Here is a 25,143-nt window from a genome sequence, read left to right on the forward strand (position 1 = left end):
ATTTAGTCATATTGTTCTAAAAAATATCGAATAACATCTGTTGTGGTTACAATTCCTTTAAGCTCTCCATGATCGACAACCGGAAGAGCATGAAAATCTTCTTTTGAAAAAATTTCCGCCAGATCCCTGACGATAGCATCCGAAGAAACGGTTTTTGGTTTACAGGTCATGACCTGCGGAATCGTCAGCATATCCAAGATAGCTTCGTCAACTCCGTCCTGTCCATCAAACAAAGCACCAAAAGTAAGACGGTTAATATCTGTTCGGCTGATAATACCAACAACTTCTTTTCCGTTTACCACAGGAATATGTCGAATAGAGTTCGATTTTAGTTTTTCTACTACTTTTCTTAAATCGTCATTTTGATTTACAGTCACTACAGTTTTAGTCATGATGTGGCTAATTGGTTCTCTTTTTTTCATGATTTGATAGTTTAATGTTTACATCAAATATGTCGAATTATTCTGATAATTAATATGATCTTTATCAGCTTTATAAAGAATACAAAACAACTTTTGGCAGAGTAAAAATTCAAGAAGAACTGTCATTAAATGACGCACAATTTCAATTTTGGCAATAATAAGTAGTTAGTTAATTTGAAATTGCAGCGAATGAAATTAAAAATAGTATTTTTGCACTATGGAAACAAATAGACAGAAAAAAATAGGAAGTGTCATCCAAAAAGATTTGGTTGATATTTTACAGGGTGAAGTGAGAAAAAACGGAATTAGTAATTTAGTAATTTCGGTATCCAAAGTTAGCGTAACTTCAGATTTATCTGTGGCGACAGTATATTTAAGCATTTTCCCTCAAGAAAAAGCACAAGAAACTTTAGACGGAATAAAATCAAATACAACCTTAATTAAGCACGATTTATCGCAGCGTGTTCGTTTGCAATTGCGTCGTGTACCTAATTTGGTTTTCTTTATCGATGACTCATTAGATTATATCGAAAAAATTGATAATGCACTTGCTAACAGAGAAAACCCTATAGAAAATCGTGATCTTTTAGAAAAAAGAAGAAAATCGTAAATTGAATTTTCCCCTTTACATAGCCAAACGTTATATTTTTAGCCGAAGTAAAAATAACGCTATCAATATCATCAATAGAATTGCCAGCATGGGAATCATTGTTGGTACAATGGCTTTGTTTGTGGTTTTATCCGTTTTTAGCGGATTAAAAGTTTTTAGTCTCTCGTTTACAAACGAAATCGACCCCGATTTAAAAATGACAAGTACTTTAGGAAAGTCATTTTTACTTTCTCCCGAACAGGAAAATCAAATCAAAAAAATAAACGGTGTTGCTTCCTACACGAAGATTATTGAAGAACGTGTTTTGTTTTTGTTTAAAAATAAACAGCATGTTACCTATTTAAAAGGTGTTGATAGTCTTTATCCAGTGGTTAACGATATCAAGGTAAAACTTTTTAACGGGCAATGGTTAAGACCAGATTCTTATCAGGTCGTAATAGGTTATGGAATGGCACAGGATTTTTCGTTAGGAATTCTAGATTTCGAAAATCCGTTGCAAATCTTTGCTCCAAAACCAGGTAAAGGTGCTATCGAAAATCCCGAAGAAGCTTTTAATAAAACAGATGTTCTGCCTGTTGGAATATATTCGATAAGCGAAGATTTAGATTCAAAATATGTTTTTGCTGATTTAGGTTTGACTCAGGAATTATTGATGTATAAACCAAATCAAATTTCAGGAATTGAATTTAAGCTGAAACAAAATGCAGATGAAAATGCGATTAAAAGCCAGCTTCAAAAAATATTTCAGAATAAAATTACCTTAAAAAACAGAGCTCAGTTAAATGAGTCTTTGTATAAAATGCTTAATACCGAAAATATCGCGGTTTATTTGATTTTTACACTCGTCATTATTGTAGCACTTTTTAACTTAATTGGAGCCTTGATTATGATGATTTTGGATAAAAAAGGAAACCTTAAAACCCTTTTTAATCTGGGAACAGAAATTAATAGTCTTCGAAAAATATTCTTGCTTCAAGGAACCTTGCTAAGTATTTTTGGAGGTTTAATAGGACTCGCATTAGGAATTATTTTGGTAATTCTGCAGCAGCAATACGAGCTTATTATGATCACGCCAACTTTGGCTTATCCAGTAGTTTTTACATTAGAAAACGTGATGATTGTAATGGCAACAATTGTATCTCTGGGATTCGTGGCTTCGTTAATAGCCAGCAGTCGTGTAAGTAAAAAATTATTAGATTAATATTTTCTTTAAAAATATTACCTATATTTACCGCCTTGAAAATCTACAGCATATGATTGTTTCTGCCTAATCCTATTTTATTTTCTACAATAATTAGGATACTTACGTTTTTATTTTTTAGTTCAGATGAATATATCTGGACGAATTTTATCATTTATCCTAACATATCATGACAGAAACAACGATAAAGAAAAGTCTATTTTCTAAAATTTTCACCACTTTAAAACAAGCCCTTAAAGGCGACGAATCATTTGATTATACTGCCGGAAGTATCAAAAAAGCCGTAATTCTATTAGCCATCCCGATGGTTTTAGAAATGATGATGGAATCGGTTTTTGCTTTAGTCGACTTATACTTTGTGGGTCATTTAGAGCATAGCAGTTTTGCAATTCAAACGGTTGGTTTAACAGAATCTGTTTTAACCATTATCTATTCTCTGGCTATCGGAATGAGTATGGCCGCAACAGCAGTTGTAGCGAGGCGTATTGGAGAAAAAGATCCTGTCGCTGCTGCAAAAGCCGGAATGCAGGCCATAATTGTAGCATTTGCAATAAACAGTTTGTTAAGCATTTTCGGAATTGTGTATGCCAAAGACATACTGTTGTTTATGGGCGCATCTGTAGATGCTGCCGAACACGGGTTTAGATTTACGCAAATTATGATTGGCTCAAGTCTTTGCATTATGCTTTTGTTTTTGATCAACGGAATTTTTCGCGGAGCAGGAAACGCAGCAATTGCAATGAAAAGTCTTTGGATTGCCAATATCTGTAATATTATTTTATGTCCAATATTAATTAACGGTTTCGGACCTGTTCCTGCTTTTGGATTAGTTGGAGCAGCAATAGCCACCACTTTAGGAAGAAGCATTGGAGTATTGTACCAGGTTTACCATTTGTTTTTTGGAAACGGAATCTTGAAAATTAAAATCGCATATTTTGCTCCTGACTTTAAACAAATAAAAGCCTTGGTTAAAATTGCAGCACCGGGAATTTTACAATTTGTAATTGCCTCTTGCAGCTGGATTTTCTTAGCACAATTAGTGGCAACAACTGGAGGAGATCATGGCTCTGCAGGTTATCAAACGGCTTTGCGAATTATGATGTTTTTCATTCTTCCAGCTTGGGGATTGAGTAATGCAGCTGCAACTTTGGTTGGACAGAATTTAGGAGCAAAACAAATTGAACGTGCCGAAAAATCGGTTTATACAACGGCAAGATACAATGTGATTTTTATGGCTTCGATCATGATTATTACTTTGTTTTTTGGGCAATATATAATTTCATTTTTCACAAATGATGAAATGGTAAAATCCATTGCAGTCGAAGCATTACAGATTATGAGCATCGGATTTATCTTTTACGGAATAGGGATGGTTTTAATCAATACTTTTAATGGAGCAGGAGATACCTGGACACCAACCGGAATTAATTTCTTTGGGTTTTGGTTGTTCCAGATTCCGCTGGCTTATGTATTAGCAAAACATTTTAATATGGGACCAACCGGAGTTTTTATCGCCATTCCAGTTGCCGAAACCGCCATTACTCTTGCTGGAATATTTTTCTATAAAAGAGGAAAATGGAAACGTGTTCAAGTATAATTTAAAAGAAAAAGCCCTTCAAATTTTGAAAGGCTTTATTTTTTTTAGTTTATAATGAATTTAGAAGTTACTAACATGTAAATAAAATCTTATTTTTAACTCTTGAAAAAAATCTAATACATTAAATAAAATATGAAAAATCAGTTAAAGAAAATTCAAATTACAATTGGAGTTAGTCTATTTGCTTTGACAATGCATTCTCAACAAATAGGAAATGGATCGGCCGCTATTCTTGATAATTTTACAGTACCTCTTGGTTCAGGAACTTACAATGCCATAAATCCAATCGGGACATTACCAGAAAGCAATTGGCAGCATTTGTTTGTAGTTAGACATCCAAATGCTAATAATAATTATCAATTACAAATAGCTTCAACAATAGCGGAAAATGATAGATTATATTTTAGGAAATTAGCGGCTGGCGCAGCAACTCCAATAAATCCAAGTTGGAATGAATTAGCCACTAGAGGGACAAATAATTTTATTGGAGATCAAATTGTAATTGGAAATGTTGGTATTGGAACTCAGAACCCGACTGAAAAATTTGAAATTTATAATTCAGACACGAGTCCATCTGTTATCTCTTTAAGGAGCAATAGAAATGATGCACAATTCGTTGATGTGGGCAGAATAAGCGCTAAGCAGACAACTGTTGAAATAGCAAGAATTGGTATGCCTAGATCGGGAGGCACTCATACAGGATATTTAACTTTTTGGACAAAAGCAGATAATAATGGTGATTTGACTGAAAAAGTAAGAATAGCAGAAAACGGTAATATGGGTATTGGTACAATCAATCCACAGAATAAACTTGATGTAAATGGCACAATTCATTCTAGAGAAGTAAAAGTAGATATGAGTGGCTGGTCAGATTTTGTTTTTAAAAAAGATTATAATTTGCCTACTCTTGAAGAAGTTGAGAATCATATTGCTGAAAAGGGACATTTAGAAAACATTCCCAGCGAACATGATGTTATAAAAAATGGTATTAATTTAGGAGAAATGAATGCTAAACTTTTGCAAAAAATAGAAGAGTTAACTCTTTATACTATTGAACAAAACAAAAAGATTAATGAGCTTCAAAAAGAAAACAAAAGGTTTTCTGAAATTGAAAAAAGATTAGAAAAAATAGAGAGAGGAACAAAATAAAAAGGATTAATCTTTGTCAAAGTTCAAAACTTTGACAAAGATTACATTTTATCTAAACAAATTCATATCCCGCATAAACCTCTTCAATTTCTTTCATGATATTGAATAAATCTTTAGGAGCGTCAGTTGTAACTAATTTTTGTTTGAATTCTTTGAATGAATGAATTCCTTTAAAATAGTTTGTATAATGACGACGCATTTCTACAATCCCCAAGCGTTCGCCTTTCCATTCCATCGACCATTTTAAATGATTTCTTGCAGCTTCAACACGATCAATAACAGTTGGAGCAGGTAAGTGCTCACCTGTTTTAAAATAATGCTTGATTTCGTTAAAAATCCACGGATAACCAATCGCAGCACGACCAATCATGATACCATCGATTCCGTATTCATTTTTATATTTTAATGCTTTTTCCGGATTGTCGATATCGCCGTTTCCAAAAATAGGCATTGTAATTCTTGGGTTGTTTTTTACGCGGGCAATGTGCGACCAGTCAGAGTGGCCTTTGTACATTTGTGCACGGGTTCTGGCATGAATCGTTAAAGCCTGAACACCAATATCCTGAAGTCTTTCGGCAACTTCATCAATATTAATCGAATTTTCGTCCCAGCCTAAACGCGTTTTTACCGTAACTGGCAAATCAGTACTTCTAATAACCGCTTTTGTTAGGCGAACCATTAAATCTACGTCTTTCAAAACTCCGGCTCCGGCACCTTTACAAACCACTTTTTTTACAGGACAACCAAAATTAATATCCACTAAATCTGGTTTTACCGTAGAAACAATTTTAGACGAAAGCGCCATTGCTTCTTCGTCACCCCCAAAAATTTGAATTCCAACCGGACGTTCATAATCAAAAATATCCAGCTTCATTCTACTTTTTATAGCATCACGAATCAATCCTTCCGATGAAATAAATTCAGAATACATCATGTCAGCACCGTGCGCTTTGCATAATCTGCGAAACGGCGGATCGCTCACATCTTCCATTGGTGCGAGTAATAAAGGAAATTCGGGTAATTCTATGTTGCCAATCTTGACCATCTTCAATATTTTGTGCAAAATTACAACATTTAGTTTAATTTGTACCAAATTGAGGTTCAAAGGTTCAAGTGATAAAGTTACAAAGGTTTTATACTCAGAATCTAAACCTTTGTCCCTCTGAGCCTTTGAAACTCTGTACCTTTAACGATAGTCAAAAAACCGAATTGGTTTTCGGCTCATTGGATTAAAAACCAAAGGATTTAAAGTTTCTTTTGAGGCGAATTCTATTTTTGGAGTCACCCTTAATTTGGCTCTAAAGTGATCTTTAATTTCCTGAAGAAATTCTGGAGTTTGATTTTTTACCGCAATTTTTATTATGATTTCATCCGTGCCTAAATCGTTTGTCGAAATTTCAATAATATGATTTTCGATATTGTCGAAACCGCTTAAAACGTCGTTCATTGCCGGCGGATAAAGCGTTGTACCTTTGTATTTAATCATTTGTTTTTTACGGCCGACAACTGGACCAACACGCAGCGTATTTCTTCCGCACGCACAAGGTTCGTCATGAAGCTGTACAATATCACCGGTTTTAAAACGCAGTAAAGGCATTGCCTCAATACCTAAAGTAGTAAAAGTAAGTTCGCCGGTTTCTCCGTTTTTTACAGGCTGATTATTTTCATCGAGAACTTCAATAATAATTAATTCCGGATGATGATGTCCGCCGTTTCCATGTTCACATTCTGTAAACGCCGTGCTCATTTCGGTAGAAGCATAAGTCGAAAACAACTTAATATTCCATTTATCTGTGATTTTTTTTGATAAAGTATTCATCGAAAAATCCTGATCTCTCAATGATTCGCCAATACAAATCGCACCTTTTATACTCGAATTATTATGATCGATTCCGTGAATTTCAGCGTATTCAATTAATTTCAATAAAAATGAAGGAACGGTAATTAAATAACTCGGGTTGTATTTTAAAATCGAATCCCATTGCATTTCCGGAATTCCGGCACCAACACGAATTACGCCGACTTTTAATTTTCTAAGTCCAAGAAAATAAGCCAGACCGGCCATAAATTTTCTGTCGATTGTGGTCATTAACTGTACCACATCGCCTTCGGCAATTCCGGCGCAGGCAAACGAAATAGCTTCATTATAAGCCAGTCGGTCTAAATCAGAATCGGTTAAACCAAAAGTTACAGGATCGCCTAAAGTTCCAGAAGTAGAGGCATAGTCAATGATTTTTTGCTGTGGCACACAAACAAAATCATCGTTGTATTGTTGTAAATCTTCTTTTGTAGTAACAGGTAAAAACTGTAAATCTTCGAGTGTTTTAATTTTCGAAATATCAATATTTTGTCCGGCAAATAATCTTTTATAAAAAGGAGAATTTTGACTTATGTATTCTAAAAGCTCAATCAGTTTTTTTTCTTGAAAAATTTTAATTTCTTCTAAAGAATCTTTTTCTATTGCTGGAATCATTGTAATTTTCTTTTGATTTTTTTTAAATATTTTTCAATTTTTTCTTTTTCAGGCGCTGTAGTGATTTCTTTTGTCAAAGCTTTTTCAAAATTAAGCTGCGCCTTTTGGAATTCTTTTATTTGGTAAAAGTACAATCCTGCTTTATAATACACAACCCAATAATCAGGGTTTAATGATTGATAATTTTGAATGAATTCCGGAGAAATATTTTCTTTCTTATCTAATATCGAATCTATTTTATGATCTTCAATCCTGAATTTTTTATAATCCTGAAAAGCCGCAGTTTTTAAAAAAGGATCTTGTGCAATATTTAAATTTTGTTTTTGAAAAGAAACCAGACTGTCGGTTTTTCTTTCATTAAAAACAGAGTTTAAATCATAGCAGACAAATTCGCCTAATTGATAAGGATTTGCCGAAACCCAAACCAGTTTTTCTTTGGGTTTAAAAATAATTCCGTGATGTGACATTAATTGATTCAATGCTTTTTCTGAACCATATCCGAGTGAAATATCGTTTAATCCTTTTTTATTTCGAAGAATTTCTGAAGCAATTTCAGGATTTATTTTTGGGTTTTCTTTTAAGAGTTCCTGCATTCTTTCCAATCGGTATTCAGAATGACTGTTTGTAATTTGTTCCTGATTTCTTTTATCATTTGCAAAAGCTTCACCCTGAAAATGATTGGAACAAATTAACTGATCGCTGTTTGGAACATCGTAAACGTCCATTTTTTTTGGCGAAACTTCGATCAAAATGGCTTTGTTGTCATTGGCACTTCCTACCATAATAGATTCAGAAACAAATACTTTTCGTTTTTTTGCGATTGAAATAGCCTCGTCTATAGTTGCAGCATGCTGTAAAATTTCCCGGGTCAAAATAGAAATTGGCGTTTTTGCAATTAGCGGAATTTTTGATTTTGATGCATTTATAGTGACCGTTAAACCTTGCTGATTCATTCCTGAAACCGCGCCAATCATTCCCGGCCAGGTAACCATCATAAATTTGTAACCTTCCTTTGGATTTATAAACGCAACGATTTTATTTTCCGCGAAAGCGTCATTTACATAAAAATCAAAATTTCGCCCGAGGATTAAATTTCCATCTTCTGATTTTTCGTTCCAGGCAGCAAAAGACGAACAGCCCACCAAAGCCAAATCCTGCAATGCGTGACCAATATCGTGTGCGGCATGAAGGTATAAACCACGCTGGTATTTTGGAGCAATATTATCAAACTCGTGCGAAGTGTATTCTGAAAGGCCAAAAATTTCGGTTTGGTATTCTTCAGGAACATTCAAGTACAATTTTCGATTGTACCATTTTAAAAAGTGACGAAGCATTTTTTGCTCAAAACTGGACGGAATTAAATCTTTTATTTTGGAGAAGAAAATCTTTTGTTGTTTTTGTAAAAGAGAATCTGTTAAAGCTCCGGTGTTTAAACCAATTTCCAGCGGATCGCCTTCGGCATATAATTCCCAAAGACCTTGCTTATTTTTTAAAAGGGAATTTTTTCCTGATACAAAAACCGAATCTGATTTTTTTGTAACGACTGGTTTTGCCGAATTATACTTTGAAATATCAGGCTTATGATGCATTGATTTTGATGTTCCGCAAGAAACAAACAAGAGGATAAAACCGATAAATAAAAAAAGAAAGCCTCGGTTTTTCATGATTTTTATTCAGATTCCGTGTTGATTTTGGTAACCAGATATTCTTTACCAATAATTTCAGAGCAGGTTGAAACGGCACCAATTGTTACGCCCAAAACCCCATGCATATTTATACTTTGCCCCGTAAGATACAAATTATCTAATTTGGTTTTTGCCGGAATTAAAGTTTTCATCGGATTACTAGAATCTTTAACATATCCGTACATATTTCCGTTGTAACCGCCAATGTAATCGCGATAGGACAGGGGTGTAGAAGTATGAATTGATTTTATACAATCTTTAATTCCCGGAAATTTTATTTCAATTTCGTCTAAAAATCTAGCTGCTTTTCTAGATTTAAATTCCTCGTAACTTTCGCCTCGGTCACTTTCCTCGGCAGTGGTATTAAAAGTGTCGGCCCAAGGTAAAACATCTTCATATTTCATGTACGTAATAAACGTCATGCCATCGGCCCAGATTTCTTCTTTTTTTGAGGCATTCATAGAGGCCATAAAACCTTTTGGCCAAGAATTTTCGTCGTATTCATGTGCAGTCCAAACTTCGCTGGTTTTTTTGAAATGATAGAAATTATGGTTGATGTATTTAAAAGTTTCGGGTTTAAAAACGAGATACAAACTAAAAGCCGAAATCACGCCTTCAAGACTTTGAACCCTATTAAAAAAAGCTTTCCGGAAGTTTTCTTCGCCAGCCATTTTTAGCGTCGTTTTGGGTTCGATATTAGAGATAAAGATCGAGCCGGAAATTTTAGTCCCGTCTTTTAATTCAACATAATCGACTTTATTCTCGACAACATTAAAACGCGTAACTTCTTTATATTTATAAAATTCGCCGCCGTATTTTTTAAGCTGTTTTAAAAGCTGTTTGGTAATCTGGCTTCCGCCGTTTATACAGCGCCAAGAACTTTGAATGTATGAGTTTACTGAAAGGGCATGAACGTAAAAAGGCGATTTATCCGGAATCCCGGCATAGAGAAAGTTAGAACCGGCCAGAACCGCTTTTAGTTTTTCGTTTTGAGTGCATTCGTCAATAGTTTCTTTTGCATTAAGTGCCAGAATTTCATTATCATATTTGCCTTCCCAGTTTAAATTATAAAGCGGAAAAGCATCGCAGATTGTTTTTAGTTTTTCGCAGTATTTTTCAATATTTGCTTTTTCTTCAGGGAAAAATGCTTCGAGCTGTCGGGCAAAATTTTCATAACCCTGCGCGTGCGGATATTGGTTTGGATCGTCTTCAAAAGAAATCATATCGTAGCAGTTATCATCTAATTTTTTCAAATTAAGATGATCCATAATTCCGATATATTTGAAATATTTATAAAGATTTTCGCCTTTATCTAAACCGCCGATATAATGAATTCCAGTATCAAAAATAGTTTTATCACGAACAAAAGTCTGTAGATTTCCTCCGTATTGATTGTTCTTTTCGAGCACACAAATGCTGTAGCCTTCTTTAGCCAAAATTATAGACGAAACCAATCCGCCTAAACCGCTGCCAACAATTACTACATCGTACTGCTCTTTCATTTATTTTTTGTTTAAAACAATAATCGCGTTTTCTTCTGAAACAATTTCGAAACCAGAATCAATCAATTTGGTTTTTAAATCCGGACAATTAATTAAAATTACTGTTGCGCTTGAAATCACTTTTTCAAGATTTGCTGTATAACTTTCATCAGAAATTAAAAGAATCTCGTGTTGATTTTCAGGGACAGATTCTAATTGATCGATGTAAAAAATCTTTCTTTTCTTTAAAAAATAATTGGTTTTTGCGACTAGTAATTTTTCTTCATCATGGATAAAAGAAACGATTTTTCGCTGTGGTTCCTGCAAAGTTAATAGAACATCCAGCTGTCCGTAATCATTGGCAAGATGCAAAATTTTGGCTTTCGGATTAATGTATTTATTTAAATTGAAATAGGTTTCTAAATTTTGTTTTAGGTCTTTCTTTACACTGTTTCCAATTTCAATTTCTTTGTAATCGTAACTGTTAACGAGCATTCTTTTGAAATAATCCGGACCTTCGAGCTGTTCGCGGATTTTACGATATTCTGCTTTAAAAAAGGTACTTGTTTGTTTCGTTCGCTCGGCATAATTATTTCCGAAAGAAGTATTATTAGGAGCGATTCTTTCTAAAATAGTCAGCGTTAAACTCCCGTGATGAATGACAAAATCACCTTTTGGAATCAACTCCGAAGCACCATGAATAACCACGGGAACAATATCTAAATTAAATTCTTCGGCAAGGAAAAAAGCACCTTTATGGAATCGTTTAATTACATTGTTTTCTGAACGTGTTCCTTCGGGGAAAACCATTAACGAATAACCTTCGTTTACTTTTTTACGCAAATGTTCAACACCGCCTTCGAGACCTTCAGAAACCGGATAAAAACCGGCTTTTCTAACCACACCGCCAAAAATAGGAGAGTTGTAAACCCAGTCGCTTACCAGAAAAATAATTTTTGGGCTCAGCATTCCAATCGCCAGAATGTCTAAAAACGAAGAATGATTGGCAATAATTATGGCTGGTTTTTCGAAAGTTTCGTTGTAATTATTAACGACCTTTTTGCGTATAAACGGATTCGAATACAAAACCGATTTCATGAATTTTGAAACCACATATCGGAAACCTTTCATTTTTGTTTTTTCGCTAAGAGGCAGAATTGGCATTATGGTAAAACTAAAAACCGACATTATAATGCCGCCCAAACCATAATAAGCAAACGAAATTACACCGTGAATAAAAGTGCGCAATTGAAAAGGAGGATTTCCTTTTTTAGGTCTGTTTGATAAAAATAATTTAAACAGAATTGGATAAAAAATAAACGTAATAATTAAGGCTGCAAAAACCCCAATTAAAGAAACAGACGATATAGATCTAAGAGCCGGATGTTTGGCAAAAACCATCGCGCCAATTCCTAAAATGGTAGTAATAACTGCCAGAATAATTGAAGTTCTGTAAATGGCAATTTCATTTTTTCCGTTTGAATATTCTTTTTGCAGAGCGCTTGTCATGAAAATACTGAAATCGACACCGTGGCCAAAAATCAAAGTACACACAATCATGCTGAAAATGTTCATTTGAATGCCAAAGATTCCCATAATTCCAGCCGTTACAACTCCGGTTAATGCAATAGGAATACAGCTTATAATTACCAATTCGATTCTACGGAAGAAGAAAAACAAAATCAAAATTACAGCAACGAAAGAATAATTGACAAGCGAATTAAAATCGGTTTTTAAAGTGCTGAAAAAAGTTTCATTCATCTGCTGGCGGTCAATTGCAATTAGATTGTTTTTTGCAGAAGCCTCTTTTACAAATTTATCGCGTTGTTCCGGCGTAACTTTTACTAAAGTCGAAATCGTGTAAAATCCTTTTTTTTCGGTTACAAATTCTTTTAATTGCAGCGCCTGGATTTTTAAATAATCCTCTGTTGAAATGGGTTTAAAATCAAAATCTAAATGATCAAAAAATAAGGAATAAGTAGTTGGCTTAAAGCCGAGTTTTGAACCTTCGGCAATTAATTCTGATTTTAAAAGCTGTTTTTTCTCAGAGTTCCAAAACGAATTCCATTTGTCAATTTTTTGCTGCTGCGCTTTCGCGGAAAGTACAATGCCGCCAACCGAGCTGAAATTTAATATTTTGTCTTGTTGTTTTTCTTTAGATAAATCGGCAAAAAGCTGACTGTTGGTCTGCAGGACTTCTTCCATGCTTTTTCCGTAAGCGGCCACATAAATGGTTTTTGAAGTCAGACTTGTACTTTCTTCCAATTGTTTTTCGGCTGCTTTAATATCCTTCGGCACAAAATTTAACTGCGACAAATCGTTATTGAAACCCACATTGTTATAAGTAAAGCAACAAATAATGGTAATGATAACACAAAATCCAATTAAGAATTTGTTGTTATGAAAGGAAAAATGAGCCAGTTTATCGATTAGATTCTTTTTATGCTCTTCCGGATTTTCTTTCGGTTTGTATAAATGAGGTACAATTAAAAGCGAGAAAACTCCGGTTGCCATAACGATAACGGCAGCAAAAATCCCGAGATCATTTAAGGCATCTGATTTTACAAAAAGCAGACATAAAAAGGCAACTGCAGTGGTAGAACTGCTCATAATTACCGGCATTGTAATGTCTTTATACAACGTTTTGATGTCGCTGTTGTGCTTATAATGCGTAAGAATGTGAATGGAATAATCGATCGTGATTCCTAATAAAATAGATCCAATGCCGAGAGAAATGGCTGAGATTTGTTCTTTTACAAAATATAAAAACGCCACGGCGAACAATCCTCCAAAAACAGTTGGAAGAAAAATAATAAGCGGAATTAATACTTTTCTGTAAAATAAAATCAGGATCAGCATCAGCGTAAACATCGCAATTGATGTTGTCAAAACAATATCACTTTTAATTTGTTTTGCATTTGCAGCAGCGATTAAAGCTGAACCAAAATAACTTACCGAAGTTTTGCCTTTAAACTGTGTGTTTAAATTTTCCTGAATTGACTTTAGTTTTTCGGCAAAAATGCTGTTTTTATCGGTTTCGCTCGATGAAATATCTGAGGTTATAAAAAGCAGCAATTTCTTTTTATCCTTTGTCATTACAAAACCATTGTCGAGCGTAAAATCGTCGCCAATATTTAATTGCTGTAATTTTTTTAAAGCGATAAAAGAAATTCCAAAAGGATCCTGCAGAATAAAATCTTTTGTAATAAATCCGGATGGAGAAATAATCGATTTGTAATTTCCCTGAACCGTTACGGTAATGCTGTCTTTTTGCAGTTTATTTTGAATTGCAGCATAATCTTTATCTTCCAGAAAAAGAGGCAGATTGTTGAAAACAAAATCAATGGTTTCCTGAATATTTTCTTCGTCTATTTTTCCCTGAATTCCGGTTATATAAGGTTTGCAGGATTTCGAAACGCTGTCTGAAAATACAGCAGCAATTTCTTTTAAATCCTCGGCAGAACCGTTTTTTTCCAGTTTAAAAATGACGGTTGTTTTATCGGCAAAGTTTAATTGTTTTAAAACTTTTGCGGTAGCATCGGCTTTATCGTTTGTTGGAATAAGTTTGGTTATGTCTTCTTCAAACTTAATCTGTGAAGCAAAAAAGCCAAATATCAAAAGCATCAAAACAGCCAAAAGAACCGATAAAGATTTTCGTCGGTTTACAAATAAATGAATGGCGTAAAAGTATTGATGCATAATTATTTATTATTGTTTTTTGTCGTAAGTAAAATGATTTTTTTCGCCACGAATTTCACGAATTTCCACAAATTACTGTAAATGTTTTTGCCACAGATTAAAATGATTTACACAGATTTTTATTATCGCGAATTTCAAAAATTTCAACAAATTAATTCGTGCTAATTAGTGAAATTCGTGGCAAACATACACAGTAAAAAATCATTTTAATCCATGTAATCTGTGGCAAAACTTTACTTAAATATTCGTTTTATTTTTAGAACTAAAAGCGGTTAAAAGCAAATAACTGATAAGACCAACTGATAGTGCTAAAACGGATGCTAAAATAAGACTTCCGACGATATATTGTGTTGCATTTTTTTGAATATCATCAAGTGTCATCGAACTATCTAAAAAAAGTGGTGCATCACTCGAAACAAAAAGGCTTCCCGTTTTTAAAGAACCGTAAATAATAAGCGGGATAAACGGAGGAAAACTAACATTTGACGATAAAAAAGCAATGACTTTATTGAGCCTGAATAAAGCAGCGAAAGTAAAAAGAAGGATGGTTTGAAATCCCCAAAAAGGCGAAATCCCGATAAAAATTCCCAAAGCAATTGCAGCCGACTTTTTGAAATTAGAATCCTTACTTTCTAATATGTCTTCGAGAAAGAATTTTTTAAAGCCTTTTTTTTTTGCTTTTCTAAAAAAATCCCTCGGTTTAATATATATCAAAGCATTGGTTACCAAAACCGTATTTAAAATACTGATTCGGGTAAAATCTCTAAAAGGACGGAAATGTGAAACACGTTCTGCGGGATCGTATAAAACCTGAATAGGAATATTTTTTACTACAATTCCTTTCCAGGCAGAACGTACAATCACTTCGATTTCAAACTCAAATTTATTGGTGTAAAATCGTTTCGGAATTAATTTTAAAGGATATAATCTAAAACCGGATTGTGTGTCTTCAAGAACAATTCCGGTTTCAAACTTGAACCAGAAATTGGAAAACTTGTTTCCGAAACTGCTTTTTTTAGGAACATTTTCCTGTGTCATGTTTCGGCTTCCAATTAAAAGCGAATTGGGTTCTTTTTGAATTTCTTCAATGAAACCTGGAATATCAGCTGCGAAATGCTGCCCGTCAGAATCAATCGTGATGGCGTATTCAAAATCTAGTTCAATCGCTTTTCTAAAACCATTACGAAGCGCTCTTCCTTTTCCTAAATTTTTAGGATGATGAATTTGCGTAAGCTGCGAATATTGTTTTAATATTTCGCTGGTTTGATCTGTTGAACCGTCATTAACAATAATGACATTTGAAGTGAAATCTAAAATAGAATCCAACACTTTTTTCAATGTTTTCTGGTTATTGTAAGTGGGAACAATAACGCAGAAAGAAGTTGAATCGAGCAATTCCTGCTTTGATATAATAGGTTTCATTGAGAATTTTTCATGAGCTTATTTTACAAATTGCTTCTCTTTTTCGGAGAAACTTTTCGACTGCAAAACAAAGTCTTTTAGATATTCTTTCAAAGCACCACTTTGCGATGGATAATAAGTGGTAATGAATTTTTTATCTTCTTTAATATTTTTTTTATAACCCGTAATACCCGGAACATCTTCCTGAATGCTCAGTCTGATCATTCGCATTTCGATATTACTTGGATCACTTTTGATGGTTGCTTCCAAAAGTTTTGCACCTTCTTTAAAGCGGGAAATTTTGCTTCCCATTATGCTTTCAAATTTAGAATCTACCAAGATAGAAGCGGCTTTGTAGGCCACTAAAATTTTCTCGTCGTTGTTGGAAACGCTGGAAAGTTTTTCTGTAAATTCTTTTGCATTTGCTTCTGATTTTGCAACATCAGGGTAGATTTTTCGGATAGAAGCCAAATCTGGTGTATTGGCAAAGTTTATCCATAGAAGTAGTGATACTAGTAATTTCATAATTATAATTTTTTATACACGTTGCTTAATTTCAGCGCAACAGTGTCGTTAAAATATGCGGTGTTTTTCACCTTTACCAAATCATCTTCTGTGGTTGTTATGTCAAGTTCTAAACGTAGTTCAGGATTAATTTCCGGATTAATCAATGCCATGAATTTTACATTCGAAAGTGTTTGAATGATCAGCGAACTTTTAGTAACAGATTCTGTAAGTTCTTTAATAATCTGAATCATGCAAACACCCGGCATAATTGGGTTTCCAGGAAAATGACCTTTAAAAACCTCATGATTGGCATTAACTAATATACGAAAATTATATTTAGAATCGCCTGTTTTCTCCTCTGAAAGTACTTTGTAAAAGTCTTTTAAAACCATAATTGTATTTTTTTATTTCACCTCAAAAGAGTACGAAATACCTATTTGAAAATTAACATTAGTATTATAATCACCAAAAAAATAATGACTATTAGAATTGTTATAATAGTAATCGCTGTCTAAAATATCGAACAGTCCTTTTTTAAATCGAAATTCAAAACCAAGACCCGAAGGCATTTTATAAGCAACACCCGTTACAAACGAAAGATCATTGTATGTTTTTCTTAAAACTAAATTATCGTCTAAAAGAATATCTAAAGCCGGGCCAAATTGTACCTGAAAACCTTGTCCAAATTTTAATTTGTTAAGCAGGGCAATCGACAAATAGCTCAGTTGTAAATCCTGATAAACAGTTTTTTCTGTTTGCGTATTTGGGTCAATAAAATTTCGGGCGACATTATTAGATCCTTGTCGGATGTAATTTATTTCGGGCTGCAATGCATATCGTTTCGTGAAGTTTATTTCTCCAAAACCACCAACATAAAAATCAGGCCTGTAATCAGCATGCATTTCTGAAATAGTCGAAAGACTTAAACCAGCTCTTACACCAGGCTTAAAAGTTACTTGGGCTTGTATGTTTACGATTGCAAAAAAAAGGAATAAAGCAACCGCTGCTTTCTTTTTATACATTATTTTACTTTAAATGTGTAGCTGATACCAATTTGAAAAACCTGATTTAAAATAACATCATTATAGTAATAATCGTTATTATCATAGTTAATCCCGTCGTAACCGTAAATATCAATTAATCCTTGTTTAATTCTGGCCTCAAACGTTAATCCGTTTGGTAATGTATACCCAACACCTCCAACAATAGCAAGATCAAAATTTTCTGGACTGCTGTTGATATAATTATCAGAAATTTTTAAATCTACAGACGGACCTCCCAAAATGTGAAAACCTTTACCGCCAATATTAAATTTTGCAACTGCACCAAGTGTTAAGTAGTTTAGTTCATAATTTACATAACGATAATTGTAGCCGTTTCCAAGATATTCTCTTCCTTCATCACCTTGTCTTGAATACGTTACCTCAGGCTGTAACGAAAAATATTTATTAAATTTGATGTTTACCAATCCACCAACATAAAAATCTGTTTTAGATCTATTATCGTCAATATTCGTTAATGTTGATATATTTAAACCTCCTCTAAGTCCCGGGCTAACTTTTACTTGTGCTTGAGGAAACTGAATTCCGATAATTAAAACGAATGCAATTAAGGCTATTTTTTTCATCTTTTGATTAGTTTAATTTTATGATTAGTTTAATTTTCTATTCTGATTTAAAATAATTAAGCTCAATTTTCAGCTTAATATTTTGATGGATAATCTGGATCTTCTCGGCAAAAATATTGTTTTCTGAGTTGAAATACAGCGTAAATTTTTCTTTTGTTTTAGAAGCGTGAACGATCTTTTCTAATTTTTGATCTTTTTTGGAGATGAAAATATAATTATCCCGTTTGCCATCTGCCGATTTGTAAATCTCAGCTGATTCGTTTTCAAATTGCGCTTCGATCAAATATTGTTTTTTTAAAAGCAGTCTAAAATCTTCTTTTAAAGTATTAATTAAAATTTTCCGATCTAATTCTGATACAATCGAGTTGACTTTAAAATCATTTTCAGAGATTTCAAAATCCATTAATTTGTTTCCGAATTCTGTTGTAAAAACAATTCGGTGTGTGGTGTCGTTTATTTTTTTTGCAATAAAAATTCCCGACAATTCATTTCCGTAAACGCTTATGTTGGTTTTATAAACATAATCGGTTTTTGAATCTGAAAAATACGGAACCTCATAAGACGTTTTGTCTAATTTTTTCGGCGTATAGTTTTTTGTGACCGAGCCGCAAGAAACCAAAACAATTGCCAGAAAGCAATTAATTAGTAAAAACTGAATCGTCGATTTTTGCATTGATTACTTTATTTTTAAGTACAATTCTGGTATAATCTTCAGATGATTCTAACAATTTTACCTGAACCACAGTTGCTTCTTCTTTGTCAAAAGTCAGTTCAATTTGCTTGATGTATTTTTTCAAAGTAGCATCTTTCGGAATAAATTTCGCCAGGTTTTGACCTTTCAATTTAAAATACGAAATTGTAAATTCTTTATCGTCAAACATATTCCCGCTTACGCTTCCCACAATTAATTTATTAATGCGGGCAAAAATTTTACTGTTGCCAATATCAACCGCGCTTTTCTTTCCTTCGTCGTTAATCAGTATTTTTCCGTTCTTGAAAACAATGCTGTAATTGTATGGTTTTTTATATTGCCATTGCAAAAGAGCCGGTTCTTTAAAAACCATTTTCCCAGAAGTTTCAATGTCTTTCGATAAAAAATCCAAATGTTTGTATTGAACAAAATCAGTACTTAAAGTTTTGATTTTTTTGGCCACATCATTTACATCTTGTTTAAAAGAGGCAATCTCCGCATCGGTCATTTTTTGTTCCTGAGCGAACAAATTGCCTGAAATAAATAGAATTAGTAATGCTATTTTAGTTTTCATATTTTTTTTAAATTGTGCTTTAAAATTTTTTTGCCACTCCCGATAGCTATCGGGATAAAAGATTTACACAGATTATTATTTAATTAAAAATCCGTCTTAATCAGCGTCTTCGCGCAAGCGAATCCGTTTTATCCGTGTGCTATTCCATAAGCGTTAAGATTCAAAAGTTCTTCAATCGAAACTACTTCATAATGATTTTGCTGTAAAAATTGCAAAAACTGTTCCAATACCAAAACCGAATGTGAACCTGTGTCGTGCAAAAGTACAATTCCGCCGGGAGAAACCCGTTTAATAATTCGGTTCAAAATTAATTCCTGGTTTTTTGTTCCTCCGTCAAGCGAACGAATGTTCCAGCCAATTACTTTATGTCCGGTTAATTTTAAAGCTCTTCTGATCGATGGCGTCGTAACTCCGTAAGGCGGACGAAAAAAGTTTATTTTTTTTGAAGTGAATTTTTCCAGAAGTTCATCTGTTTTTTCGATTTCGTCTGCTATTTGTCGGGCATTATAAAAATCAAAAAATTTCGAATGATTGTAGGAATGATTTCCAACCAAATGACCTTCGGAAATAATTTGCTTTACGATTTCAGGATGCTTTTCAATATTTTTTCCAATGCAGAAAAAAGTCGCTTTGGCATTACATTTTTTCAGAAGTTCCAAAACTTTCAAAGTAAATTCGCTTGGGCCGTCATCAAAAGTTAAGGCAATTTTTTTCTCCGTTTCTAACGGATTATTGCAGAAAGCTTTGACATGATAATTGGATGAAATCCTGGAAGAACCAAAGGCATTTATTGTAATCCAAAGAAAAATTACAGCCAAAAAACACCATACATTTATTGCAATATAGAGATTCAGAAGAAGCAGTAAAAGCAATAAAAGGATAAAAAATATCGAGATGTTTTTATGCGTTATCATTTTGACAGTAACGTAAAACTATGATTTTTTCCGTTTAGTTGATTGTACAATAAAATGGTTTTGTAAACTGGTTTTACAGCCGAATTTACTTTTATAATTTCAGGAATTTCCTGTGTTTTTAAAATTTTAGAAGCCATCCAAAAAGCAAAAGCCGAAGCCGTATCATATTCGCCGCTTAAATGTTTGTAATACAAAACAGGTGTTTGGGCAAAAGCATTTTCAGCCAGGTTTCTATAATAATTTTCGAAAGAAACATTTCCGTCAAAACCTAAAACCAAAGCATCAACATCTGAAATTTCCAGATTGTTGGATTTTAGGAAAGATTTAATTTCTGTTTCAATTTCGTTTTCTTCCAGCGTATTTACAATCGCAATATCCAGAAGTTCGGCGTATGTGTTTTCTTTTCTTTCGTTTTCTAAAACAAAAAAACTGGCGCCTTCTCCATAAACTGCACCGCTTGTAGAAGAGGTTAAAACATCATAAGGTGCTGAATTATCAGCTTTGATGCGTCCGTTTAATTTGAAAAGAGCAGTAGTATAATCACCGTTTTCATCCACGCCGCCAACTAAAATTGAATTGGCTTCGTCTTCTTCAATCTGCATTTTAGCATCTAAAAGTGCCGATTCAAAAGAAACCGCGCCGTTTACGTACGTAAAATTATAACCTTTACATTGCTGTAAAAGAGCAATTTGTGCACCAACGGTATTGTGTGTAGATTGAATAAAAGAAGTTGGTGTTAAAAACTCTTCTTTATTATCTAAAATACTTTTCAGGAATTTTTCAGAATCTTCGATGCATCCTAAACCGGTTCCGGTAATAATGGCATCGACTTTTTCGACATTCGCATCTTTCATGGCCAAAGCCGAAGCTACGATTCCGTTTTTTACTCCTTTTGCCATTCTGCGGCTTGCAGCTGGCGAAATATATTCTTTATAGGCCGGCGAAACAATTGCCAGTACATTTTCATCGTGATTTACATTGGCCTCTTCTAAAAAAACAGTATCAAATGTTTTTTGAGTCGAAATACAGCCTACTCCATTTATATATGTTTTTTTCATTAGCTTTTTGAAAATATAAGGGTTGAACAATTTCCTCCAAAACCAAAAGAGTTGGATAAAACGTGTTCGATGTTTTTATTTTTTAGAGAAGTCTGCGGTGTCAAATCGAATTCTTCCATTTGAGTTTCAAAATTCAAATTCGGATAAACCACATTATTCCGAATGGCCAAAACACTGTAAACAGCTTCAATTGCCGCTGCGGCCGCTAAAGTGTGGCCCGTAAACGGTTTTGTTGAACTAAAATCCGGAACTTTTTCTTCTTCATAAATACGGCGCAAAGCTCTTCCTTCAGATAAATCGTTGTTTGGCGTTGCCGTTCCGTGAACGTTGATGTAGTCAATTTCAGAAGGTTTCAAGCCCGAAACTTCAAAAGCTTTTTTCATTGCCAGATAAGCACCATCTCCGTTTTCTGAAGAAGCTGTTTGGTGAAAAGCGTCATTGGCATTTCCGTAACCGGAAACTCTTGCCAGTACTTTTTTATTTTGGTTGGCCACAATTTCATCCGATTCTAAAACCAAGAAAGCAGCAGCTTCTCCAAGATTTAATCCTTTTCTATTATTGTCGAAAGGTTTGTTGTAATCGTCAGATAAAATCATCAAAGTCTTAAATCCGTTGATGGTAAATTTAGACAAAGCATCGGCTCCGCCTACAATAACGCGGTCTAGTTTTCCGGTTTTAATTAATCGTGCACCCAGCATAATCGAATTTGCTGCAGATGAACAAGCCGTACTGATAGTCGAAACCATTCCTTTTAAACCCAGTTCTTCGGCAATTTTTTCGGCAACATCACCCCCATCGTGACAGGTAATATATTTAACCAATTCTGGTTTTTCAAAATAATCGTAATAATGTTTCTCTGTCATGTCCATTCCGCCCACACTTGTAGCCGAAATAAGTCCGGTTCTAAATTCGTTGATCGAGGTTATGCCGGCATTTTCAACAGCTTGCTTTGCTGCCAAAGTACCAATCATAGCGGTTCTCGAAAAATTATTATCGCTGTTTAATTCCAGTTCAGCGATAAGTTCATCGTTGGTTTTTTTGATTTCACCCACTTTAATAACTTCTGCATGAACTGTAGAAATATTAGAGATACGAGAAATCCCGATTTTATTTTCGATTAACGAATGATAATTTTCCTCAACCGAATTCCCGATCGAAGAGATAATTCCCATTCCCGTTATTGCAACACCTTTTGTCATTTTAGATTTTAGATTTATGATTTTAGATTTCAGATTTTGAACTTTGTCAAAGTTGTATGCTTTCAGATTTTCAGAAATCTAAAATCTAAAATCTGCAATCTACAATTACTTTGTTCTGTTAGCGCTGATGTAAGCAGCCATAGTTTCGATAGACTGGAAAATTGTTTTTCCTTCTTTCGGATCTACTAATTTAATTCCGTAATCTTTATCTAAAATCACGATCAATTCAAGTGCATCAATCGAGTCTAAACCTAAACCATCTCCAAACAAAGGATCGTTATCAGCAATGTCTTCTACTGCGATATCTTCAAGGTTTAGAGTAGTAATAATTTTGTTTTTCAATTCTTCTTTTAATGCTTCCATGATTATTTATTATATAATGTATTGATAGTTTCGTTTGTATATTTTGTGTTTTCTGATGTGCTTATTGTACAGAGAAAAGCTTTATAATTGTCATTAAAAAATTCTACCCAGCCGCACAAAACCATATCTGCCTTATTTGTATTCAAAAGAATAGCAGCATAATTCGACATGAATTCCGTGTTAAAGGTGTCAAATATAAAGAAAGAATTTTCACTTTTCAGCTGATGACGGATACTTATTTCGCCCAGGCATATATTTGGCAGCGTATAAACGAAAACCGCTGGACTCGGAAAATAGTTTTCTTTATCCGAAATAGATTCCTGATACTTTACATCGGTATCTAAACTTGACGATTTATTGGCCAAAACCAAAGCGATATTGTGTTCTTTTTCTTCTGAAGTTATTGCACTCAAAAGCAATTCAGATCCTAAAAAAGCCAATTTGCTCAAAGCATCCATTTTGAAAAACTTTGGATATTGCATTTCAAAATTACGATACGCTTGTTTAGAGAAATCAGCAAAATCTGTTGGTTCAGTTTTGAATACAGAAGTTCCGTTCAAAACAATTTCGTTGTTTTGGATCGTGATGTAGGATTGTATGTAGGTTTTATTTTGAGTCATTATTATAATTTAAACACGAATTTCACGAATTGGCACAGATTGTTTTGGGCTTACATTGCACTAATTAGCAAAGATACTTTAATGTAATTGGGGCCTTCTTTTAAGAAACCCAAGTATCAACAATATTTGTAATATGCCATTCTCCGGATTTGTTTTCAATTGTAATCTCAAATCCTCTTCCGCATTTTCCTCCCCCGCATGAAGCGCGGGCAGATAAAACTCCATATGTCCTCGTTTTATTGAAATCAATTTTATAAACTTTAATAGTGCCAACCGGCATTTTGCTTTTTTTGTCGTTTATGTCCCAATATATTTCTTCAGGAAATTTAGACGTATATTGAAAATCAAACTTTTTATTATTTTTAAAAGGAGTCAAGTCAAATTTGTTATCATTAATTCCATTACTTACTACAAAATCATGAACACCAATTAAAATTCTGTTTTTGTCATTTTTAATACTATCTTGATAATGCCAATATTCTTTTAATTCTTTATGATGACCAGTTGTGTCGACTTTATTTGTTTTTTCATTAAATCTTGGCGGTGGTGGTGGCAAAATAATTCGTCTATCCATATAAATAGAGTCTACAATTTCGACAAAGACGCTATTCAAGACATCTTTTTCAAAATTAGACTCAGATACTTCTTTCTTTTTGCATCCAAAAGTTGAAAGAAGAATCAAAGTTATAAATATAGATTTTGATAATTTCACGTTATTTCATCTTTTCAAATACCACCGCCGTATTACAACCACCAAATCCAGAAGCCGTTTTCAGGAAATAATAGATAGTTGCTCTTTCATTTTTCTCAATCACATTGATGGATTCGCTTACCCCAATTTCATCAAAACCTTTTGATTCAAAAAGCATATTTTGATTGGCCGATTCTATTGCAATTACGGTTTCTAATAATCCCGAAGCGCCTAATGTATGACCATAAAATCCTTTTAAACTATTTACAGGAACGTTTTGTAAACCTAAACGGCTAAGTGCAATCGCTTCCATTTCGTCGTTAAAGGGAGTTGCGGTTCCGTGTGCTGAAATATAATCTAATTTGTCGGCTTCGATTTGAGCTTCTTTTAAAGCATTCTGAATACTTCTAAACAAACCTTCACCTGTTCTTGACGGACCCGAAATATGATTCGCATCGTTTATCGAACTGTCGCCAATCACTTTTATTTTAGCGTTTTTGGCTTCCGCCGAAACTAAAACTGCTGTTGCTGCTTCGCCTAAACTTACTCCGGTTCTGTTTTTAGAATACGGTTTACAAGGCAGATCGCTCATAGCCTGAAATGCATTAAATCCAGACAAAACAAATTCTGAAACTTCGTCGCCAGCCACTACAAAAATGTTGTCATAAAGTTCAGATTGTATCATTCTTTTGGCAATTGAAACTGCCAAAATCCCGGAAACACAAGCATTTGAAACTACAATTGGTTGTGTTTGGAATCCGAAGAAATCCGAAACGTTTTTAGCTAAAACGTCTAAATGTGCGTTGTTGAAACTTTCTTCAGAATCATTTGCTAAAGCCGTAACATTTCCTTTTGTGGTCGAAAGTATAAAAGCTGTTTTTGAATTTAATTCAATTCCAGAATTTTTGATAATGGGCTCTAAAGCCAAAATCATCATTTTCTCTAAACGAGAATATTTAGTTTCAGTACTGATTTTTGAAAAAGCACTGTTTATTTTTTCATCATTAATTACCGATCCATAAAAAGGAACGGGCATTAAAGAAATGTCATTATGCAATTGAATACCCGAATCGCCGCGAAGAATAGCTTCAATATTCGATTCGACATCAAAACCTAAAGGCGTGATACAATTGGTTTGCGTAATGTATATTTCTTTTAACATTTTGTGATTTTATTCCGGC

Annotated in this window: 24 protein-coding genes; 4 read left to right on the forward strand and 20 right to left on the reverse strand. The window is 33.9% G+C overall.

The features are described from left to right. Window positions 1-2: 2 nt before the first annotated feature. Entirely contained in the window at window positions 3-422 is a 420-nt protein-coding gene (locus AC1RRQ_RS15130; RefSeq protein ID WP_493023865.1) for a CBS domain-containing protein, read from the reverse strand. Between the two features lie 217 nt (window positions 423-639). Here AC1RRQ_RS15130 and rbfA point away from each other — a divergent pair, with 217 nt between their 5' ends. The 4 genes from rbfA to AC1RRQ_RS15150 all read left to right on the forward strand — a co-directional run bounded on the left by rbfA (window position 640) and on the right by AC1RRQ_RS15150 (window position 4,979). After that, window positions 640-1,032 (forward strand): 30S ribosome-binding factor RbfA, encoded by a 393-nt coding sequence (gene rbfA / locus AC1RRQ_RS15135; protein WP_493023866.1) that lies wholly within the window; start codon window positions 640-642, stop codon window positions 1,030-1,032. Between the two features lies 1 nt (window position 1,033). Then, window positions 1,034-2,233, forward strand: a complete 1,200-nt coding sequence (locus AC1RRQ_RS15140; RefSeq protein WP_493023867.1) for an ABC transporter permease — start codon at window positions 1,034-1,036, stop codon at window positions 2,231-2,233. Window positions 2,234-2,402: 169 nt separating this feature from the next. Beyond that, window positions 2,403-3,830, forward strand: a complete 1,428-nt coding sequence (locus AC1RRQ_RS15145) for an MATE family efflux transporter (RefSeq protein ID WP_493023868.1) — start codon at window positions 2,403-2,405, stop codon at window positions 3,828-3,830. Window positions 3,831-3,962: 132 nt separating this feature from the next. Then, window positions 3,963-4,979, forward strand: coding sequence for a hypothetical protein (locus AC1RRQ_RS15150; RefSeq protein WP_493023869.1), 1,017 nt, complete (start codon window positions 3,963-3,965; stop codon window positions 4,977-4,979). Window positions 4,980-5,031: 52 nt separating this feature from the next. Here the strand turns inward: AC1RRQ_RS15150 and dusB are convergent, their stop codons facing one another. The 19 genes from dusB to AC1RRQ_RS15245 all read right to left on the reverse strand — a co-directional run bounded on the left by dusB (window position 5,032) and on the right by AC1RRQ_RS15245 (window position 25,124). Further along, window positions 5,032-6,024 (reverse strand): tRNA dihydrouridine synthase DusB, encoded by a 993-nt coding sequence (gene dusB, locus AC1RRQ_RS15155; protein ID WP_493023870.1) that lies wholly within the window; start codon window positions 6,022-6,024, stop codon window positions 5,032-5,034. Window positions 6,025-6,165: 141 nt separating this feature from the next. Continuing rightward, on the reverse strand, window positions 6,166-7,452 hold the full coding sequence (gene flxY, locus AC1RRQ_RS15160; protein ID WP_493023871.1) for a flexirubin biosynthesis putative acyl-CoA ligase FlxY: 1,287 nt from the start codon (window positions 7,450-7,452) through the stop codon (window positions 6,166-6,168). Further along, window positions 7,449-9,116, reverse strand: a complete 1,668-nt coding sequence (locus AC1RRQ_RS15165; RefSeq protein WP_493023872.1) for a C45 family autoproteolytic acyltransferase/hydrolase — start codon at window positions 9,114-9,116, stop codon at window positions 7,449-7,451. The genes flxY and AC1RRQ_RS15165 overlap by 4 nt, the downstream gene beginning before the upstream one ends. 5 nt (window positions 9,117-9,121) lie before the next feature. Beyond that, window positions 9,122-10,639, reverse strand: a complete 1,518-nt coding sequence (locus tag AC1RRQ_RS15170) for a phytoene desaturase family protein (RefSeq protein ID WP_493023873.1) — start codon at window positions 10,637-10,639, stop codon at window positions 9,122-9,124. Then, window positions 10,640-14,317, reverse strand: a complete 3,678-nt coding sequence (locus AC1RRQ_RS15175; protein WP_493023874.1) for an MMPL family transporter — start codon at window positions 14,315-14,317, stop codon at window positions 10,640-10,642. Window positions 14,318-14,554: 237 nt separating this feature from the next. Then, on the reverse strand, window positions 14,555-15,739 hold the full coding sequence (locus tag AC1RRQ_RS15180) for a DUF2062 domain-containing protein (protein WP_493023875.1): 1,185 nt from the start codon (window positions 15,737-15,739) through the stop codon (window positions 14,555-14,557). Between the two features lie 18 nt (window positions 15,740-15,757). Further along, on the reverse strand, window positions 15,758-16,243 hold the full coding sequence (locus AC1RRQ_RS15185) for a hypothetical protein (protein ID WP_493023876.1): 486 nt from the start codon (window positions 16,241-16,243) through the stop codon (window positions 15,758-15,760). A gap of 2 nt (window positions 16,244-16,245) precedes the next feature. Continuing rightward, the gene (locus AC1RRQ_RS15190; protein ID WP_493023877.1) at window positions 16,246-16,617 is read right to left on the reverse strand and encodes an ApeI family dehydratase; all 372 of its coding nucleotides are present in this window, start codon (window positions 16,615-16,617) and stop codon (window positions 16,246-16,248) included. 12 nt (window positions 16,618-16,629) lie between these two features. Then, window positions 16,630-17,247: an outer membrane beta-barrel protein gene (locus AC1RRQ_RS15195; RefSeq protein WP_493023879.1), complete on the reverse strand. Its 618-nt coding sequence runs from the start codon at window positions 17,245-17,247 to the stop codon at window positions 16,630-16,632. Continuing rightward, window positions 17,247-17,852 carry a porin family protein gene (locus AC1RRQ_RS15200; RefSeq protein ID WP_493023880.1) on the reverse strand — a complete coding sequence of 202 codons (606 nt, stop codon included), beginning with the start codon at window positions 17,850-17,852 and terminating at the stop codon, window positions 17,247-17,249. The genes AC1RRQ_RS15195 and AC1RRQ_RS15200 overlap by 1 nt, the downstream gene beginning before the upstream one ends. Before the next feature lie 37 nt (window positions 17,853-17,889). After that, window positions 17,890-18,525, reverse strand: coding sequence for a flexirubin biosynthesis protein LolB2 (gene lolB2, locus AC1RRQ_RS15205; RefSeq protein ID WP_493023881.1), 636 nt, complete (start codon window positions 18,523-18,525; stop codon window positions 17,890-17,892). Further along, window positions 18,491-19,117: a flexirubin biosynthesis/transport protein LolA2 gene (gene lolA2 / locus AC1RRQ_RS15210; RefSeq protein ID WP_493023882.1), complete on the reverse strand. Its 627-nt coding sequence runs from the start codon at window positions 19,115-19,117 to the stop codon at window positions 18,491-18,493. The genes lolB2 and lolA2 overlap by 35 nt, the downstream gene beginning before the upstream one ends. A 128-nt stretch (window positions 19,118-19,245) precedes the next feature. Further along, window positions 19,246-19,935, reverse strand: a complete 690-nt coding sequence (locus AC1RRQ_RS15215) for a polysaccharide deacetylase family protein (protein ID WP_493023883.1) — start codon at window positions 19,933-19,935, stop codon at window positions 19,246-19,248. A 92-nt stretch (window positions 19,936-20,027) separates the two neighbouring features. Further along, window positions 20,028-21,089 (reverse strand): beta-ketoacyl synthase N-terminal-like domain-containing protein, encoded by a 1,062-nt coding sequence (locus tag AC1RRQ_RS15220; protein WP_493023884.1) that lies wholly within the window; start codon window positions 21,087-21,089, stop codon window positions 20,028-20,030. Then, window positions 21,089-22,288, reverse strand: coding sequence for a beta-ketoacyl-[acyl-carrier-protein] synthase family protein (locus tag AC1RRQ_RS15225; protein ID WP_493023885.1), 1,200 nt, complete (start codon window positions 22,286-22,288; stop codon window positions 21,089-21,091). The genes AC1RRQ_RS15220 and AC1RRQ_RS15225 overlap by 1 nt, the downstream gene beginning before the upstream one ends. A 105-nt stretch (window positions 22,289-22,393) precedes the next feature. Then, on the reverse strand, window positions 22,394-22,651 hold the full coding sequence (locus tag AC1RRQ_RS15230; protein ID WP_068841663.1) for a phosphopantetheine-binding protein: 258 nt from the start codon (window positions 22,649-22,651) through the stop codon (window positions 22,394-22,396). A 2-nt stretch (window positions 22,652-22,653) separates the two neighbouring features. Beyond that, a complete protein-coding gene (locus tag AC1RRQ_RS15235) occupies window positions 22,654-23,271 on the reverse strand; it encodes a 3-oxoacyl-ACP synthase (protein ID WP_493023886.1) in 618 nt (205 codons plus the stop codon). A gap of 100 nt (window positions 23,272-23,371) precedes the next feature. Beyond that, window positions 23,372-23,983 (reverse strand): hypothetical protein, encoded by a 612-nt coding sequence (locus AC1RRQ_RS15240; RefSeq protein WP_493023887.1) that lies wholly within the window; start codon window positions 23,981-23,983, stop codon window positions 23,372-23,374. Window position 23,984: 1 nt separating this feature from the next. Continuing rightward, window positions 23,985-25,124 carry a beta-ketoacyl synthase N-terminal-like domain-containing protein gene (locus tag AC1RRQ_RS15245; RefSeq protein ID WP_493023888.1) on the reverse strand — a complete coding sequence of 380 codons (1,140 nt, stop codon included), beginning with the start codon at window positions 25,122-25,124 and terminating at the stop codon, window positions 23,985-23,987. Window positions 25,125-25,143: the final 19 nt, after the last annotated feature.

Source organism: Flavobacterium sp. GW821-FHT12A05 (genome assembly GCF_058807735.1).